Consider the following 18,648-nt stretch of genomic DNA (forward strand, 5'->3'; position numbering starts at 1 on the left):
GGCACAAAAGCATTTTCACTTTTGTGCCAGTTGAATTACGATTTACTATTTACCAATCTCTACCCCGCCATAAATTTCAGCAAGGCAAATTCATTCGTGAAACTCCATTTTTGAATTCGGGCGCGGAATTCCATCCATTTTTCATAAATCGCCTTGAATTCGGCATCTTCCACAGACTTGGCATCATAGAGTTCAAAAGCCTTTTCCTGCGCGGCCCGCATGATCTCATCGCTGTAAGCCGACAATTTCACCCCACCCGCCAGCAAACGCTCCAACGCTTCCCCATTGACCGCATCGTAGTGTGCCGCCATGGCTACATTAGCTTCATAGCTCGCGGCTTTAATCGCTTCCTGATACAAGGCAGGGAGTTTGTTCCACTCATCCAGATTGATCTGCAATTCAAGTGATGGACCTGGCTCCCACCAACCCGGGAAATAATAAAAGCCTGTAGCTTTGTGTAAGCCGAGTTTTTCATCATCATACGGACCCACCCATTCCGCCGCATCAATCGCGCCTGTTTCCAATGCCTGGAAAATTTCGCCGCCGGGGATATTCTGCACCTGCACACCCAAAGCCGACATCACCTGTCCGCCCAGTCCGGGGATGCGCATTTTCAATCCCTGCAGGTCGGCGAGAGTGTTGATCTCTTTGCGAAACCAACCGCCCATTTGTGTGCTCGTATTGCCAGCGGGGAATTGAATCACATTGAATTTCTTTGCGTAAAACTCCTGTAATAATTCAAGTCCGCCGCCATTGTAGAGCCACGCATTTTGCTGAGACGCGGTCAAGCCAAACGGCAGACTGGTGCCAAAGGCCATCACCCAGCTTTTGCCAATGTAATAATAAGAAGCCGTGTGACCGATCGGCACTGCGCCCGACGATACCACGTCCAGTACTTCGGTGGCTTTTGCCAACTCACCACCCGCACGCGGCGTGATGGTGAACTTGCCGCCCGTCAATGCTTTGACACGCTCAGCAAATTTCTGCGTCGCACCGAACAAAATGTCCAAGCCTGTGCTCCAACTGGTCGCCATCTGCCAGTCGAGCACAGGCAGGTCTTCGGCGGCAGCATTCCCTGCAGCCGGGGCGGGTTCCGCACAGGCGGCGAGCGCCGAGGCGGCAACGCCCAATCCAGCTACTTTTAAGAAGTCTCTTCGGTTCATGTCACTCTCTCCTTTGTTTTTGTTTCGCCCGATTGTATCGTATGAGTTGGTGAAGATTAAGTCCCCCAAAGGGGCGAAGGAAGGCGCTTTTGCTTTATTTCTACTCTACAAATAAGATGCTCCATGCGCTGAGAACGGCGCATGGAGCAAGTAGGGCGGAGAAAGATGATCCGATTCTATTTCCCCTTGACTTCAAGGTAATCGCTATATCCGCCTTGATACTCGCCCAGTTGGCCATTTTCAATGACCAGCAATCTTTCTACAGTACGGTCGAGAAAATAACGGTCGTGCGAGATAACCAGCACCGTGCCTTCGAAATCTTCAAGCGCCTGCTCTAAAACTTCAGCAGAGGCGATATCAAGGTTGTTTGTAGGCTCATCAAGAAGCAGAAAATTCGCACCAGAGAGGACGACCAACGCCAATTGCAGGCGGCTTCGTTCACCGCCCGAGAGTTCGCCGATCTTTTGCGAGACCTGCTTATATGTGAATAAATAACGCAAAAGAAACGCTGTTGCCCGCGATTCGCTCATCTCACCTGCATAGCGGACAGCATCCACAACGGTCTGATTGAAATCGAGAGTTTCATGCTCCTGAGCATAGTGCCCAATGGAAATACTTGGGCCGATCTTGATTTCGCCCGTATCGGGCATCTCTTTACCGAGAATCATGCGCAACAGCACAGACTTTCCTGCGCCGTTCGGACCGATCAGCCCTACACGTTCGCCATGCCAGATGGTTTCATTGAGATTCGAAAATACCTGCTTCGAGCCAAAGGATTTTGAAACCTCGGCAAGCTCGAGCACTTTGTTCGAGCCGCGCCAGCCGTTGAGACGTAATTCCATGCGTTTGCGATCAAGAACAGGCTTTTCGATCTTATCCATTTTATCGAGCCGTTTTTGCATGGTCTTGGCTTTGGCGGCGAATTTTTCGTTGTCGTAGATCTTGCCCCAAATGGCAAAACGTTTGATGGCAATTTGCATACGGGTGATCTCATGCTGTTGCGCGCGGAAAAGTTCCTCCTGCCGTGCCATGCGCATTTCCTTGTCTGCGATGAAGGAGGAATAATCGCCCTCGAAGACAGTCAGTTTGCCATCTTCTAATTCGGCGATGTGCGTCACAGCGGCATCCAGCAAATAGCGGTCATGCGAGATCAAAACAACCGTCCCTTCATATTCGCGGATGAGTTTTTCAAGGAACATCTTGCCAGGCAGGTCAAGATGATTATCAGGTTCATCCAACAACAAAATATCGGGGCGGACCAAAAGCAGGCGCGCCAGCCCAACCAGTTTCTTCTGCCCTCCGCTCAAAACGGACAAAGGCTTGTTCAGCTCGCTTTCAGCGAGTCCCAGCCCAAGCAGAAGGCTGCGCACGCGCGCGGGATATGAGTCACCACCGAGGGCGTGGTATTCCTCGATGAGTTTATGCTGCAATTCAAGCGCGTGCTGAAGTTTGCGCTCATTGCCATAGATATCGGCATCACCTAAACTGGTTTCCACGCGCTCCAACTCAGCATGGACTTCTGCCACACGCGGGTTGCCCGCAAGCGCGGCATCAAGCGCCGTCAGCGTAAGATCAAGCTCGGGTTGTTGTGACAGGTATCCCGTTGTAATGAGGCGGGCGCGGGTGATCGATCCGCCCAATTCGGGGGAATGTTCCCCTTCGATTAATTTGAAGAGGGAGGATTTCCCCGCGCCATTCGCGCCGATGAGACCGATTTTCTGGCCATTTTGAATCTCCCAATTGAGATTTTCAAAAATGCGTTTTGCGCCGAGGACAAGAGTGATATTTGCGAGTTGAAGTTGGATCATGATATTTTCCATTTATTGTAGGATGGCAGGCCGCCCTACGCTGTTGGAAATAAAAAACGCCGCAGGGCAACCTGCGGCGTTGAAGAGTTGACGAGATCTTTCAGCGTACAGGCGCGATTCGATAAGGTCCTGCGAAAATGAAGCCACGCACACCGATCACAAGAGGAGACTTGCCCGAACTGAAATCGTAAATCATGTTCGCGATTATAACTGAAAACTGTGGCAAAATATAGTCATGTCCGATCAACTCAACACCCTCAGCCAATCCTCGCTCCAGGATTATCACGATTGTCCGCGCCGATTCGAATTGCGTTATCTTCAACATCTGGCATATCCCGCCATTGAAACCGAGCCCGCGCTCGAAAACGAAAAACATCAACAGGAAGGTGAATATTTTCATCGTCTTGTGCAGCAGCATCTTATCGGCATCCCCGCGGAACAGGTCGGCAAACTTGCAAACACACCCAACCTACAACGATGGTGGGAAAATTATTTGAGCGCAAAAGACCTGATGGGTCTCAGAGATCAGTCGAAGTTATATGCCGAGACCACACTCTCCGCACCGCTCGGGAAGTTTCGTCTCGTTGCAAAATATGATCTCATCGCGGTGAGCGGTGACCGGGTAGTCATCTACGATTGGAAGACTTATCGTAAACGCCCGAAGAGTGACTGGCTCAATGTCCGCTGGCAGACGCGGGTATATCGCGCCCTGCTCGTGCAGGCTGGCGCGCATTTGAACGGCGGAAAATCTTTTGCGCCTGAACAGATCGAAATGATCTACTGGTTTGCAGATTTTCCCAACGACCCCGCTCGATTTGCTTACAAAGCGGATCAATTCAAACGCGATTGGGATGCACTTACAAAAATTTCGGATGAAATAAAGACCGCGTCAGACTTCCCGAAAACTGATGACACATCGAAATGCAATTACTGCCCCTATAGATCGTATTGCAACCGCGGCATCCGCGCAGGTGACGCCGCTGATGCAGAACTGGAAACCGAAGCCGAGGAATTATTCGATATCAATTTCGAACAGATCGGAGAGATCGCGTTTTGAGGTAAGACCCTCTCTCGAAAGGAGAGGGGGTAATCGCTATGGTAAAATTTCTCTCGCCCGCCCCCGTAGCTCAGTGGACAGAGTGTCGGCCTCCGGAGCCGAAGAGCGCAGTTCGAGTCTGCGCGGGGGCGCCTGTTTTTTTGCACGCAGTGGGATTTATCAGGTGAGGGCGTGCTATTTGATCTTCTGGACACCTTAACGTGGCTCACAGAAATATTTTCCTTTTTATCTCTGCAATGCTCGTATGCGCAGGCTGCAGTGTGAAAATTGCTGACAACAGCAGTCCCACGGCAGCACCCGATTTTGTTACCTCAACCTTGCCGCCCACGGCGGTACCACAGTCAACACAAACCCCATTTCCACCCACAGCCATTCCAACCAACTCCCCCATTGAAGGGACGACAAATACGCAACTGAATGTCCGCGCAGGGACATCCACTGCGAGCGCATCGCTGGGCATGGTCGGCGCTTTTGAGCAGGTACAGGTTATCGGCAAGGATGCAAGTGGAAGCTGGTATCAGATCGTCTACGCAGGGTCAGCGAGTGGGAATGGCTGGGTACGGGCGGAATATGTGCAGGTAAATGACACGGGGCAGATTCTGCCGGTTGGAGGCCTCGCAGGCAGCGGGTCGGGAGTGAGCGGGCTTGTCCTCGAAAATATAAATATCCGCAGCGGCCCAGGCGCAGACTTTGAGTCACTCGCTGTGTTGAGTCCAAAAGATGCCGTGCTTATCACGGGCAAAGATACAAGCGGCGCATGGGCACAAATCGAAGTGGCGGGCGTGGAAGATCTAAAGGGCTGGGTGACGGTCAAATTCCTGCAAGCTGAAAATTTGGATGCTGTGCCCGTCATCGGAGGAACCGTTAGCGAAACGGCAGTTCCTGTAGATGCGGTCTCAATCTCCATCCCACCAGCCATGCAGGATGGAGATTCCATGCAAGCGCCGCTGACAGTGGCACGCTTCTCCCCAACAGGCTCGCAGGCTATACAGATACAGGGAAACGTCTCTGCGCCCGCTGGAGACACGGAGGATTGGGTACAATTCACGACAACTGGTAACGGTGTCGTAATTCAAGTGATTTGCACCAGTGATACACTAGCGCTGGAATTGTGGAACGACGGAAAAAATGTAAACAGCTTTCCACAAGGATGCGGTGAAGGTCAATTCGCATCCATCACACCGAACGGGATTTATTTTTTGCGAATTCTCGAAACAAGCACAAGCGAGCTTCGAAGCACAGATTACATTTTGACCATAGAGGATATTCATTGACAATGAAAAGTTTACCAAGCATCGACACCATGAGCGCGCGCCCCGATATCATTCGGAGCAAGCGCATCTTCGGAATGATCTACGGCACCATGGCAGGAATTGCCTTTGCGGGTTCCTCCTGGGGTTGGGACGGCTACTCGCTGAGTCAGGCGCATGCATATTTTCCGTGGAATGTGCTGATCACAGGCGCAGTCCTGTGCGGAATTGTCGGCGGCATCATCGGCTGGCTGACCGCACGCATGGAAAGCAGTTTTGTGGGCATTTTATTTTGGTTGATGGGCGCAGTGTTCTTTGCATGGCTCACCGTTGCATTACCTTTGCAGATCGCACCGATGATCGCTTCAAAATTCGACCCGCAGTTGAGTACGCTGCTGAACTATAACGGTGACATCGAGTTTGCCTCCCGCTTCGGAGTGGCATTGGTTTGGATATTGCCCTTCACCGTGATCGTGGGTATTGCGCAGATTCCCGTCACCGAGCCTGCGGTGTTTTCCATATCGTTTTTCGGGAAGATCGCCCCGCTCCTGTTCGGCATGCTTGTGATCAGTGTCGGCGGCGTCATTACAGACAGCTTGATCAACGCCCAGTTTAGAAGCGCCATCATTGCCCTCGATAAGACAACTCAATTTGTGCTGGATAACAAGGGAAACGAAGACGTTGATCCGATCCTTGCACGGGAACTACATGCCAGAGCATTCGTGGCCGTGGAAGAGGAAATGACCGCAGCCCGCTATCTCATGGTTGGCAATTTCGATGAAACCCTTGGAGACATCAATGTTTTGATAAAGTTCGACAAAGCATGGGTGACGTGTGAAGTTCTCTATAATCAACCAATTTCCTGCGAGACGGTTTCTCCATAATCGTGAGGAAAACAAAAAATGGAAAATGAGCCAAAGCCATTCAATTTGCGCCTCGTTTTGCTGCTGGGAACGGTCGTCGCGCTGCTGCTGATCCAGATCGCGGCGCTCCTGCCCAACATCACCACACCTGTTGAACGCATCGAATATTCCACACGGGATGTGCTGATGCGTCTGCGGGGAGCACAGGAGCCCTCCGATAATATCGTGATCGTGGAAATCGATGATTTCTCCTTCAATTGGACGGGATATCAATGGCCGTGGCCCAGGTCATATTTTGCCGAGATCGCAAATCAGGTCAATCAGGGCGGCGGCAAAGTGATTGGTGTGGATATTTTCCTTTCCGAACCCGATGAAGACCCTGCAAACGATCTGGCATTCGCCAAGGCGCTCGAAAATGCACCTGCCGCTGTCGGCGTGGTTCAAATATTCGAAAGCCCCGTTGACACTTTTTCGATCTCCACTCTGCTGCAAGCCCAACCCGCATATAAAAATGCTCTGGATGCAAACGGAATCACAGCATTTACCCGCGATGAAGATGCAATTGTCCGCAGTGTGCAGGCATATGACATTTATAAAGACAAAATCTACTATCACTGGGCATTCGAGGTTGCGAGACTTTATCTCGATGTCGAACCACCGACCCAGCCCACGGATACGAGTATCCAGTTCAACGGTCAGGCTGTGCCGCTGCGTGGCAAGCAGGTACTGGTCAATTTTGCAGGGCCGTCTCAAACTTACACGACTTATCGCGCGGCAGACGTCCATGATGGAATCACGCTTGAAGAAAATCCAGATGCATTTCGCGGCAAGATCGTTTTGATCGGTGCAACGACGGTCACTTTGCAAGACATGTACCCCACACCCTTTTCGACCCAGATCCCAACAGCGGGTGTAGAGATCGTGGCCAGCACCATTGACACTTTGATCACGGGTCAATACCTTACCGAAGCGCCGCCCTGGGTGGCATTGGCAATGACCATCGCTGCAGCATTAGTGGCAACGTTCATTTCACGCTCCAACCGCCCCACAATGACGATCGTGTTGCTGATTTTGGTGATGGGCGGCTACGCGATCGGTGGGATTATTTTGTTTTTGCGCCAACGTTACATCCTGCCATTCGTGGTACCGCAGGTCATGCTCTTTTTGGGAATCGTGCTGCCCACACTGGAACAGGCAGTCTCGCAGGAATTGGAGAAGCGTCGCGTCCGCAATCTGTTCAGCCGTTTCATTTCGCCCGAGATGGTTGACCAAATGATGTCAACGCAGGACCTGAACTCACTCAACAAACGCTCTGACATCAGCATTATCTTTTCAGATATTCGCGGATTCACAACGCTCTCGGAAAAGCTCGCGCCTGAAGACGTGGTGGCCTTGCTCAACCCATATCTGGAAGCCATGTCGAAGGTGATCTACAAGCACGGCGGCACCGTAGACAAGTACGAAGGCGATGCCATCATTGCATTCTTTGGGGAACCTGTCCCATTCAAGGATCATGCCATCCGCGCCCTGCGCGCCTCACTGGATATGCGAATTGCGCTGGAAGAATTGAAACAGCAATGGGAAAAGGATGGCCGCCCTACCCAGATCGAGATGGGTATTGGCATCAATTCGGGCGATGTATTTGTAGGGTTGCTTGGCTCGGCACAGCGCATCAACTACACAGTAATCGGCGACAATGCAAACCTCGCCTCCCGCCTGCAAGACCTCACTAAAACCTACGCCTGGCCGATCCTTATCAGTGAAAGCACCTATCAACAGATCAAAGATGAATTCGACACAGAGTTTGCAGATGCGGTCACTGTAAAGGGAAAAACCAAGCCTGTGAACGTCTACAAAGTGATCGGGCGAAAGGGTGCTCCAAAATCAGAGCAACTGCAATCCTGGCAAAAGTAAACGAAAAAGCGACAGATCCATAACCAAGCTGTCGCTTTTTCGTTTGTACGGTACTTGTGTGGAATTGTACAAAACATTATTTTATGGTAGAGTTATGGCGAATTTCACAAATGCGAGGGCATACATGAAAGCTGAAAAAATACCTGATATTATCGTAGGTCGCCTCCCCATTTACCTGCGCGCATTACAACGCATGGCAGATAATGGACTCAAGACAACTTCATCACAGGAGCTCGGGGAACATGTAGGCATATCCGCCGCCCAGATCCGCAAGGACATTTCACAATTTGGCGATTTTGGCAAACAGGGTACAGGCTACTCTATTGCCTACCTGCTCGACAAATTGCGTGAGATCCTCAAAGTGGACCGTATTTGGGAAGTGGCGCTTATCGGCGCAGGGGATATGGGGCACGCGCTCGCCCGCTATCAGGGCTTCACCAATCGCGGCTTTCACATTGTCATGGTTTTTGACAACGACAAGGAAAAGGTCGGAGAAAAGATCAACGGCTTCATTATTGAAGATACCGAAAAAATGGTCGAACGATTGAAATCTGCAGGGATCAAAATGGCCATGCTTACAGTCCCTGCGCAAGCCGCACAGGGTGTGACGGATAAACTCGTGCAGGCGGGTGTCAAAGCCATTCTCAACTACGCTCCGATCAACCTAAATGTCCCTCCCAGTGTCAAGGTGCAATACATCGACCCATCCACACATTTGCAGAGAATGACATACTATCTATAAAAACAAATAATCTGACAAACACCACGCCGCGAGATAACCCTCGCGGCGTTTTTTATTATTCAGGCGTGGCACAACTCGCCACAAACGCTTTACCAATTCTTCACATTTCCTTTGTAAAGCCTAAACACAAATTATTTACACTTTGCTCAATATAAAGCACACAAGGAGATTATGATGAAATTGTTTGGTAAACGCCTTTTCCGCCCTCGCAGCATTTGGATCCGAAAAATCGTGCAATGGTTTTTCTTCCTGCTTATTGCACTTATCTCTGTCAACCACACACTTGTGGAGAACGGTGGCGGCATTCCTTTCCTTTCAACCGCATCCCTGCATGCACTCTGTCCATTTGGCGGTGTGGTTACCATCTATCAATATGCCACCGTTGGAACCTTCGTGCAGAAGATCCACGAATCGGCCTTTGTTCTCATGATCATCGGTTTTGTGCTGGCCTTCCTTTTCGGTCCCGTCTTTTGTGGATGGGTCTGCCCGCTCGGCACCGTACAGGAATGGGTCGCCAAACTGGGTCATAAATTCTTCAAGCGGAAATACAACCACTTCATCCCAGCAAAACTCGATTCCGTCCTGCGCTATGCGCGTTACATCGTATTGGCCTGGGTGGTGTACGTCACCGCCACCAGCGGAACGCTCATCTTCGCCGAATACGACCCTTACTTCGCCCTCTTCAACTTCTGGAGCACCGAAGTCGCCATCGGCGGCTTGATCATCCTCGGCGCCACGCTCGTACTCTCGCTCTTCATTGAACGCCCATGGTGCAAGTATGCCTGTCCATACGGCGCAGTACTCGGCATCACCAACCTTTTCCGTGTCTTCCAGATCAAACGCGCTGAATCCACCTGCAAAGCTGATGGCGCCTGCTCCATCATGTGCCCGATGAATATCGCCGTGGATACGGTCAAGACCGTGCGCGATCATCAGTGCATCTCATGCCTTGAATGCACATCCGAAGCCATCTGCCCTGTTGCAAAAACAGTCGTCTTCACCACAGGAGCCGTAAAATGAATCTCACATCCAAACCGCTTGCCGCGATCATTCTCATCATCCTTCTCGGCGGCATTTCCCTCAGCACCGCCATGGGCTGGTGGCAGACCGAGAGCACCAAAGTCGCCGCCACCTATACCGAAGGAGAATTTGCGGGGCAGGCCAATCCCGCCGACATCCGCGGATCTTACACCTTCGGCGATGTAGAAAAGAATTTCGGCATCCCTGCCGTTGTGCTGGCCCAAGCCTTCAATATTCAAACGGAAAATCCCGCCACCTTCGCCGCAAAGGAACTCGAAACCATCTATGCTGAAAGCGAGTTTGAAGTTGGCACTGCATCTGTGAGATTGTTCGTCGCTTTCTACAACGGTTTGCCAATCGACATCAGCACCGACATGTACCTTCCACAAAATGCGGCGGACCTGCTCAAAAACAGAAATCTCACTGCAGAACAATCGGCTTATCTGGAATCTCATACCGTCTCGAACCCCGCCGCCGCGTCAGACTCACCCGAGGTTGATCCTGCCCAAACGGCAGAGTCAGCACCCGAGGCAGAGGCAACTCAAGGCACAGTCACGACCGAAGCATCCACCGAAAGACTCGTCAAAGGCAAGACATCCTTCCAGGAGATTTTGGATTGGGGCGTGAGTCAGGAGGTTATTGAGCAGATCATGGGCATGCCCATGCCCAATCCGCTGACAAAGGTCAAAGATTATTGCGCTGAAAAGGGATTGGATTTTGAGACCATCAAAGCGGCACTACAGATCGAAGTAGATAAAGCAGGGCAGTAAAGTTTGTTCACAAACAAATGCAGGCGGTTCGGAAACGGACCGCCTGTTTGTTTTCAAAAAAGTGAATTAAAGATACAATCGCCCGCTATGAGCAAAATTTGGAACGCCTCTGAATACGACCTTTCACGCCGCCGCCTCATCCCCTGCTATGACCTGTTCTATTCCACCGCTGCGGAACTCGCTGCACGCTCGATCAAGGTTTCATCTCCTGCCATTCTCGATCTCGGTGCGGGGACGGGCCTGCTTAGTGAGTTCGTGCTCAATAAAATCGGCCCTGCTTCTCTACATCTGCTGGATGAATCGCCTGAAATGCTAGCAAAAGCGCAACAAAGACTCGCGGAATACAACCCTCAGGTTTTCATTCAGCAAATGACTGAGCCTCTACCGTCCATAAAATTCCATGCGGTTATTTCATCGCTGGCGATCCATCACCTCACAGACGGAGACAAGCGCAATCTTTTCAGACGCATCCATAAATCTCTACTACCTGGCGGGGTGTTTATCAATGCTGAACAAATTCTAGGCATTAACGAATGGCAGGAACAACTGTTTGACGACATGCATCTCAACGGTGCGCGCGCCCTCGGCAGTGACGAGAATGAGATCCGCGCCGCGCAGAAGCGCATGAAGTTCGACAAGTGTGCAATGCTTTCAGACCAGGTTTCATGGCTCAGCGAAATCGGTTTCAAAAACACTGGTACATTCTTTCAACACTTCCGTTTTGCAGTCTATGCGGGCTGGAAGGAATAGGCAAATTTCCATTACCAGTTCGTGCAGGATTGGGTAAAATCGAACAGGCAGTAAAAAATTATTAAATTAAAAAGGAGTTTTACAAAGATGCGAAAAAGAAATTGGAGATTGGTCGGCTTTGCGGTTTTTCTACTTATTCTTGCCATTGGATTTTATTTCTTCATGTTAACCATCGCCCCCACATCGCTCGACCCCGTAGCCATGATGGAAACCGTCGGTTCCGCCTCGGGTACAGTTGGCGGTCTCAGCATCGCATTGATCATTATCGGGCTGATCGGAAAAAAAGCCTGAGCCAGATCGCAAATAAAAAAAATGGCTCCCCAATTGGGGAGCCATTCTCATTTTTACACCTGCGGCAGGTTTCTGCGGATCACATTCAACATTCCAAAACTCTTGACTGCGCCTTGCACCACACATGTCAGCGGGTTATCCACCAGATAAGCTGGGATGCCCAAGGACTTGGTCAACAACTTGTCTACGCCGCGCAGGAGCGCGCCGCCGCCGCATAAAGCCACACCGCGGTCGATAATATCGGAAACCAGCTCAGGCGGGGTCTTTTCCAGCACTTTCCGTCCTGATTCGACGATCTGCTTCAATGGTTCCTGCAAGGCTTCCACGATTTCGCCTGTGGTCAAAGTGACGGGTCTGGGCAGGCCTGTGACCTGATCCTGTCCCTGCACTTCCATGCTGTTTTCGGTATCCTGCGGCACCGCCGCACCAATACGGATCTTCAATTGCTCGGCAGTCGCCTGCCCGATCACCACGCCGTATTTGCGGCGCACATAATTGACAATGGCTTCGTCCAGATCCATGCCGCCAGCGCGGAGCGTATCCGCTGCGACAATGCCGTACATGGCCATTACAGCCGTCTCGGTGCAACCGCCGCCGAGGCTGATCAACATATTGCCTGATGGCGAATTGATCGGCAAATCAATGCCAATGGCGGCCGCCAGGGGCTGCTGAATCAGGAACGCTTCACGGCTCCCCGCTTCCATCACAGCTTCGTAAACAGCACGCCGTTCAACGCTGGTTACGCCGTATGGGACGGAGATCATCACACGCGGACGGAAAATGCGCATTGAGCCGCTTACGCGCTGCAACAGGTACTGAAGCAAGGTCTCACTAATCTCATAATCAGCGATCACACCGTTGCGAAGCGGACGGGCAACTTCTATGCTCTCCGGGACCTTGCCAAACATATCGCGGGCTTCCATGCCAACAGCAACCATTTTCTGGTCGTCCACCTCAATGGCGACGATGGTTGGTTCTTCCAACAGCACTTGCGCGCTATCGGCAATGCGGGTGAACATGGTCCCCAGATCAATGCCAAGGTCTTTGGAAAAGAGTGCCACTATATTTATTGTTCCGACGAATAGGGTGAACGTGAATTCTTACGATAACGGCGTACCGCATCCAGGCGCAGGTTAGACTTGCGTAATGCAGCCTCCATGGCAAGATAGGCATCGTTATCAGCTGGTACGCCCTTCTTAAGCGCTTCCTCCGCGCGTTTGCGCGCAGCATCGGCGCGGGCTTCATCGATCTCATCAACATTTTCAGCCGCATCGGCAAGGACGGTCACGATATCGGGCTGCACTTCAGCAACACCGCCTGCAACCGTAAAGACCTCCTCTTTACCGCCTTTGCGAACCTTGATAAGTCCATACTTCAAGGTGGTGAGGACGGGCGCGTGTTTGGGAAGCACCCCCATCTCACCGCCCGCGCCAGGTAGGACGACAATGTCCACATCGCCTGTAAACACAGTACGGTCTTGAGAGACAATTTCACAACGAATGGTCATAGGAATTCTCCAGTGTCATGCGGCAGGCAAATGCCTGCCGCCTAAACACCTGACACTGATTAAGAGTTCGCGAGTTTCTCAGCGCGTTCGCGCACGTCTTCGATGGTACCAGCCATCATAAAGGCCTGCTCGGGAAGGTCGTCGCATTTGCCATCAAGAATCTCACGGAAACCGCGGACGGTGTCTTTAAGTGGCACATAACGCCCGGGGATGCCTGTAAAGCGTTCAGCCACATAGAACGGCTGTGAGAAGAAACGTTCGATCTTGCGGGCGCGGGCTACGATGAGTTTGTCATCTTCGGAGAGTTCATCGATACCGAGAATGGCGATGATGTCCTGCAAGTCTTTGTAACGCTGCAAGATACGCTGAACTTCACGCGCTGTTCGGTAGTGTTCCTCTCCCACGATGTTGGGATCAAGAATACGGGAGGTGGAAGCGAGCGGATCCACGGCAGGGTAAATACCCTTTTCCACGATGGAGCGTTCGAGCGCAATGGTCGCATCCAAGTGGGTAAAGGTCGCCACAGGAGCGGGATCGGAATAGTCATCCGCGGGCACGTATACGGCCTGCATGGACGTGATGGAACCGGTACGGGTGGAGGTAATGCGTTCCTGTAATTCACCCATTTCGGTCGCGAGAGTCGGCTGGTAACCTACAGCGGAGGGCATACGGCCGAGCAACGCGGACACTTCGGAACCAGACATGGAGAAGCGGAAGATGTTATCCACGAAGAGCAACACATCCTTGCCCTGATCGCGGAAATATTCGGCCATTGAAAGCGCGGAAAGAGCTACACGAAGACGCACGCCGGAAGGCTCATTCATCTGGCCATACACCATGACGGTGTCTTTCATAACACCGGATTCGAGCATTTCACGATACAACTGCGTACCTTCACGGGTTCGTTCACCCACGCCTGCAAAAACAGAATTGCCTTCATGTTCGGTCGCAACGGAACGGATAAGTTCCATGATGATAACGGTCTTGCCTGTACCCGCGCCGCCGAAGATGCCTGTCTTACCACCTTTGGTGAACGGAGCGATCAAGTCCACGACTTTTACGCCAGTTTCGAAAACTTCCACACGAGTAGACTGTTCTTCGAAAGAAGGCGCAGGGCGGTGAATGGGATAATAAGTAGCGGCATTGACGGGGCCTTTTTCATCCACAGGCTGGCCAAGCACGTTGAAAATACGGCCAAGAGTGGAAGGTCCTACCGGAACCATGATCGGTGCGCCAGTGGCTACAGCAGGAATTCCGCGCTGAAGACCATCGGTCGAGTCCATGGATACGGTACGCACCCAGCTATGACCCAAATGTTTTTGTACTTCAAGAACGAGTGGTGATTTTCCTTCGCGCTCTACAGTAATCGCTTCGAAAAGATCGGGGATGTTTCCTTCGGAGAATTCAACATCCACCACACCACCAAGAATTTGCACAACACGGCCTGTTGATTTTGCCATGATTTCCTCCAGTTATTTCGCAGCCAGCGCTTCCGCGCCGCCCACAATGTCTAAGATATCGTTCGTGATGCCTTGCTGACGAACTTTATTGTATGCCAGTTGCAAAGCGCCGACCAGTTCTTTGGCATTATCGGTGGCGTTACGCATGGCAATCATACGAGCCGCATGTTCGCTGGCCTGTGATTCCAAAACAGCCTGATAGACCTGCAAAGCGGTAAAGCGCGGAATGATCTCATCGAGGATCTCACGCATATCAGGTTCATACTCATACGCCGCAGCGGGGCCCGTGGATTTGTTTCCAAAATCTTCAACAAGGCCTTCGCCTTCGAGGTCGAGCGGCAGGAGTTTCTTAACCGTCGCGATTTGACGTCCCATATTGACGAAGTCAGTGTAAACGAGATAGACCTCATCCACAGCGCCACTGTTGAATTCTTCAACCGCAAGGCGGCCAATGGCGGAAACGTCGGCAAAACTTGGCGCGGCGGGAAGATTGCTGAAATCAGCAATCACCTTCTTACCACGGCGGATCATCAGGTCGCGGCCTTTGCGGCCGACGGCGATATATTTTACTGGAACAGGATTCGAGTCAAAGCGCTGGGAAGTAAAGCGGATCACATTGGAATTGTAGGCACCCGCGAGACCGCGGTCACCTGTTACTACAACCACCAGTGTATTATTCACCGATTTACGATGCGCCAAAAGCGGATGCAGGCTGTCGCGGCCGGGTTGCTCCGCAACATGTCTCAAAACCTGCCATGCTTTTGTTGCATAGGAACGCGTAGCAGTGACCGCATTGATTGCCTTGCGGACCTTGCTCGCGCTCACTGTTTCCAAAGCGCGCGTGACCTGCGAAATGTTCTTGACACTCTTTATTCTGAGTCGCATCTCACGAGCGGAAGCCATAGGTTAGTCCTTTAGTCCTTGGTCTTTAATCGGATGTCTAGGCTTGCCAGCCCGCGCGGAATGCATCGAGCGCTTTGGCGAGTGCAGCGCGGTTGTCATCGGTAATGGATTTCTTGTTGACAATATCCTTGCCGATTTCGGGATAGGAAGTTTCCATGAAGCGGATCAATTCAGCCTGCCACTGTGCCATCTTCTCCAGCGGAACGCCATCGGCATAACCGTTGGTGCCAGCGAAAATGACCATGACCTGATTCTCAACTTCAGAGGGCTGGTATTGAGGCTGCTTGAGGATTTCCTGCATGCGCTGACCACGGCTGAGCTGTTGCTGTGTGGACTTGTCGAGATCGGAAGCCATCAACGCAAATGCGGCCAATTCACGATAAGCAGCCATATCGAGGCGCAAGCGACCCGCAACCTGTCTCATCGCCTTGATCTGGGCGTCACCACCCACGCGGGATACGGATACACCTACGTTCACCGCAGGACGAATACCTGCATTGAACAAGTTACTCTCAAGGAATATCTGTCCATCTGTAATTGAAATCACGTTCGTGGGAACATAGGCAGAAATATCACCAAGCAGCGTTTCGATGATCGGAAGGGAAGTGAGTGAACCACCTGTACCGGTCACTTTGCTGATCTTGTGATTGTCTGCATCACTCATATGCTTGCGGGCTTCTTCGGCTTCATCTTTCGAGACTGGACCAGTATAAACCACGCCGTTCACGCCATCCTTTTCGGAAGCCGTGGCTCCTGAAAAATCCTTTTTGACAATAACGTATTTGTTGGCAAGGCGGGCGGAACGCTCCAGCAAGCGGGAATGCAGATAGAACACATCACCAGGGTAAGCTTCACGGCCAGGAGGGCGGCGCAGCAACAAGGATACCTGACGGTATGCCCATGCATGTTTGGAAAGATCATCATAAATGATCAGAGCATCGCGGCCGCTTTCCATGAATTCTTCACCGATGGCAGTGCCGGAGTACGGAGCGATGTACTGCAACGCAGCTGATTCATCCGCGGCAGCGACAACGATAATTGTATGATCCATCGCACCAGCACGTTCGAGAATACCGAGTGTGCGGGCAACAGCGGCTTTCTTCTGACCGATTGCCACATAGATACAAATAAGATCCTTGCCCTTTTGGTTGATGATCGCATCGATCGCAACGGCGGTCTTGCCCGTCTGGCGGTCGCCGATGATCAATTCACGCTGACCACGCCCCACGGGGATCATCGCATCAATGGACTTGATACCAGTCTGTACCGGGGTATCCACATCCTGACGATAAACCACACCCGGAGCAATGCGTTCGATCGGGCGAAAGCCAGTCGTAGCGATTGGGCCTTTGCCATCGATCGGTTCGCCCAGAGCATTCACAACGCGGCCGATCATTGCATCGCCCACAGGGACGGAAGCAATACGACCAGTACCGCGCACGGTCATGCCTTCTGAGATCTCATCGTACTCACCCATGATGATCACGCCAACCGATTCACTTTCAAGGTTGAACGCGGTGCCCATCACGCCGTTGGAAAACTGCACAAGTTCCTGCGCTTTTACATTCGCAAGACCCTGCACGCGGGCAATACCATCACCCGCTTCAAGCACAACGCCGATATCGCTGACGTTAAGCTCAGGCTTAAAACCTTCAATTTGTTTTTGCAAATCGCCTGTGATTTGCTTGATCAAGTCTGACATTAGGTAGCCTCCACCAAGATTCTTATTAGGACAAGAACCCGGATAAGGGCGTTATCCGGGTATATGTGTAATTTTCGCCCGTTTCCCCGCCCCACACCCCTTCGTGAGTAAGAGTACAAGCGCGACAATGATACCTGAAAGGGGAATGATTGTCTAGTTGCAATCAACCTGTTACCTTAAGAAATGTTTCTGACCCTTGTCATCTACACAGCTTGCGCTATTATTGCCCAAACTAATCTGGATTATCACATCTTCAATGAACAAAGGAGAAAAGATGTCTGAAACCCCAAATCGCGAAGAAGGAAAACCTCCCAGTCGCCGTATGAAGCGCTACTGGAAGGTTGCCGTTCTGGCAAACATCAAGGATGACAATCAGCAAAAACCCGAAGGGGTGCCGCCGGACGCCTTCGCCGATTTCGATCATATTGAGACAATTGACTCGCTTCGCGCCGCGCTCGAAACTGATGGCCACACAACTATCTTTATCCAGGCTGACAGAGACCTGCCCTACGCCCTCCGCGAAGTTCAGCCTGATATTTGCTTCAACATCGCCGAAGGTCTTGGGGGCGATGCGCGTGAAGCACAGGTGCCTGCCTTGCTGGAAATGCTCGGCATCCCATACACGGGTTCTCGCGTTCTCGCGAACGGAATTTCCCTCGACAAAACATTAACCAAACGCATCTGGCGTGACCGCCGCCTGCCCGTTGCCCCATTCCAGGAATTCAATGTCGGCGATGAGCCCTTGCGCCCTGAACTGAAGTTTCCGCTCTTCGTCAAGCCAGCCCGCGAAGGCACAGGCATGGGCGTGGACATGAAAGCCATCGTCAACAACGAGAAGGAATTACGCGAGCGCGCCCAATATATTGTCAATGTCTATCAACAACCTGCGCTTGTGGAAACCTTTTTGCCCGGCCGCGAATTCACCGTTGGTATTTTAGGCCGAGCCGATTCAAAACTATATTCCCGCCACCCCGAATGGTATGAAAAAGATGGCTTCCATCGTTTCCCCGTCCTCGAATTGGACAGCACCCGTTCCGTGACTCCGTGGGTTTATGGTCTTGAAGCGAAATCAAAAGACGTGGGCGCAGATGGATCCCCCGGTTATTTCTGCCCCGCAGAGATCGAACCTGAGTTGGAAAAGAAATTGAAGTATTATGCCTTGCGCGCGCACCAACTCCTGAACACATTGGACGTCTCCCGTACTGACATCCGCCTCGATGAAGATGGCAATCCGCGCGTCATGGAGATCAACACCCTGCCTGGCCTAACCCCCGATTACAGCGACCTGTGCTTGCAAGCCAAAGCTGAAGGCATTCGCTATGAAGACCTCGTGCTCGATATTCTTTATCTCGGCGCAAGCCGCTGGGGGATGTTGGAACCACGCGAATACGTGCCGGACTCACCAAAGAAAAAATAGAATCAAAAAAGCCCTGCAAATTTTGCAGGGC

General features: G+C 51.7%; 17 protein-coding genes and 1 tRNA gene. 11 read left to right on the plus strand and 7 right to left on the minus strand.

What is annotated here, in order from left to right:
- Nucleotides 1-59: 59 nt before the first annotated feature.
- The gene (dctP, locus tag IPI86_RS23710; protein WP_345300506.1) at nt 60-1,163 is read right to left on the minus strand and encodes a TRAP transporter substrate-binding protein DctP; all 1,104 of its coding nucleotides are present in this window, start codon (nt 1,161-1,163) and stop codon (nt 60-62) included.
- A 176-nt stretch (nt 1,164-1,339) separates the two neighbouring features.
- A complete protein-coding gene (abc-f, locus tag IPI86_RS23715) occupies nt 1,340-2,971 on the minus strand; it encodes a ribosomal protection-like ABC-F family protein (protein WP_345300507.1) in 1,632 nt (543 codons plus the stop codon).
- Between the two features lie 235 nt (nt 2,972-3,206).
- Here abc-f and IPI86_RS23720 point away from each other — a divergent pair, with 235 nt between their 5' ends.
- From IPI86_RS23720 to IPI86_RS23765, 10 genes are all read left to right on the plus strand, one after another.
- A complete protein-coding gene (locus IPI86_RS23720; protein ID WP_345300508.1) occupies nt 3,207-4,028 on the plus strand; it encodes a PD-(D/E)XK nuclease family protein in 822 nt (273 codons plus the stop codon).
- A 59-nt stretch (nt 4,029-4,087) separates the two neighbouring features.
- A tRNA-Arg gene (locus tag IPI86_RS23725) sits at nt 4,088-4,159 on the plus strand.
- 129 nt (nt 4,160-4,288) lie between these two features.
- A complete protein-coding gene (locus tag IPI86_RS23730) occupies nt 4,289-5,302 on the plus strand; it encodes an SH3 domain-containing protein (protein WP_345300509.1) in 1,014 nt (337 codons plus the stop codon).
- 2 nt (nt 5,303-5,304) lie between these two features.
- Nucleotides 5,305-6,162, plus strand: coding sequence for a hypothetical protein (locus IPI86_RS23735; RefSeq protein ID WP_345300510.1), 858 nt, complete (start codon nt 5,305-5,307; stop codon nt 6,160-6,162).
- 18 nt (nt 6,163-6,180) lie between these two features.
- A complete protein-coding gene (locus IPI86_RS23740; protein WP_345300511.1) occupies nt 6,181-8,055 on the plus strand; it encodes an adenylate/guanylate cyclase domain-containing protein in 1,875 nt (624 codons plus the stop codon).
- Between the two features lie 94 nt (nt 8,056-8,149).
- Complete coding sequence (locus tag IPI86_RS23745) at nt 8,150-8,797, plus strand: redox-sensing transcriptional repressor Rex (RefSeq protein ID WP_345300512.1); 648 nt, start codon at nt 8,150-8,152, stop codon at nt 8,795-8,797.
- Between the two features lie 171 nt (nt 8,798-8,968).
- Complete coding sequence (locus tag IPI86_RS23750; protein WP_345300513.1) at nt 8,969-9,817, plus strand: 4Fe-4S binding protein; 849 nt, start codon at nt 8,969-8,971, stop codon at nt 9,815-9,817.
- A complete protein-coding gene (locus tag IPI86_RS23755) occupies nt 9,814-10,587 on the plus strand; it encodes a hypothetical protein (protein ID WP_345300514.1) in 774 nt (257 codons plus the stop codon). Before IPI86_RS23750 ends, IPI86_RS23755 begins: the two co-directional genes overlap by 4 nt.
- Nucleotides 10,588-10,674: 87 nt before the next feature.
- Nucleotides 10,675-11,337, plus strand: coding sequence for a class I SAM-dependent methyltransferase (locus tag IPI86_RS23760; RefSeq protein WP_345300515.1), 663 nt, complete (start codon nt 10,675-10,677; stop codon nt 11,335-11,337).
- An 87-nt stretch (nt 11,338-11,424) separates the two neighbouring features.
- Nucleotides 11,425-11,628, plus strand: a complete 204-nt coding sequence (locus IPI86_RS23765) for a hypothetical protein (RefSeq protein ID WP_345300516.1) — start codon at nt 11,425-11,427, stop codon at nt 11,626-11,628.
- A 53-nt stretch (nt 11,629-11,681) separates the two neighbouring features.
- Here the strand turns inward: IPI86_RS23765 and IPI86_RS23770 are convergent, their stop codons facing one another.
- The 5 genes from IPI86_RS23770 to atpA are packed head-to-tail and all read right to left on the minus strand — an operon-like array spanning nt 11,682 to nt 17,200.
- Nucleotides 11,682-12,689 (minus strand): rod shape-determining protein, encoded by a 1,008-nt coding sequence (locus IPI86_RS23770; RefSeq protein ID WP_345300517.1) that lies wholly within the window; start codon nt 12,687-12,689, stop codon nt 11,682-11,684.
- Nucleotides 12,690-12,694: 5 nt separating this feature from the next.
- Entirely contained in the window at nt 12,695-13,135 is a 441-nt protein-coding gene (locus IPI86_RS23775) for a F0F1 ATP synthase subunit epsilon (protein WP_345300518.1), read from the minus strand.
- Between the two features lie 59 nt (nt 13,136-13,194).
- Nucleotides 13,195-14,595 carry a F0F1 ATP synthase subunit beta gene (gene atpD / locus IPI86_RS23780; protein ID WP_345300519.1) on the minus strand — a complete coding sequence of 467 codons (1,401 nt, stop codon included), beginning with the start codon at nt 14,593-14,595 and terminating at the stop codon, nt 13,195-13,197.
- Between the two features lie 12 nt (nt 14,596-14,607).
- Entirely contained in the window at nt 14,608-15,498 is an 891-nt protein-coding gene (gene atpG, locus IPI86_RS23785) for an ATP synthase F1 subunit gamma (protein ID WP_345300520.1), read from the minus strand.
- A gap of 37 nt (nt 15,499-15,535) precedes the next feature.
- A complete protein-coding gene (gene atpA / locus IPI86_RS23790) occupies nt 15,536-17,200 on the minus strand; it encodes a F0F1 ATP synthase subunit alpha (RefSeq protein WP_345300521.1) in 1,665 nt (554 codons plus the stop codon).
- Between the two features lie 274 nt (nt 17,201-17,474).
- On the opposite strand from atpA, the gene IPI86_RS23795 reads away from it, so the two are divergent.
- The gene (locus tag IPI86_RS23795) at nt 17,475-18,617 is read left to right on the plus strand and encodes a hypothetical protein (RefSeq protein WP_345300522.1); all 1,143 of its coding nucleotides are present in this window, start codon (nt 17,475-17,477) and stop codon (nt 18,615-18,617) included.
- Nucleotides 18,618-18,648 lie beyond the last annotated feature (31 nt).

This window comes from Candidatus Villigracilis affinis (genome assembly GCF_016705895.1).
In the GTDB taxonomy this organism is placed as follows: domain Bacteria; phylum Chloroflexota; class Anaerolineae; order Anaerolineales; family Villigracilaceae; genus Villigracilis; species Villigracilis affinis.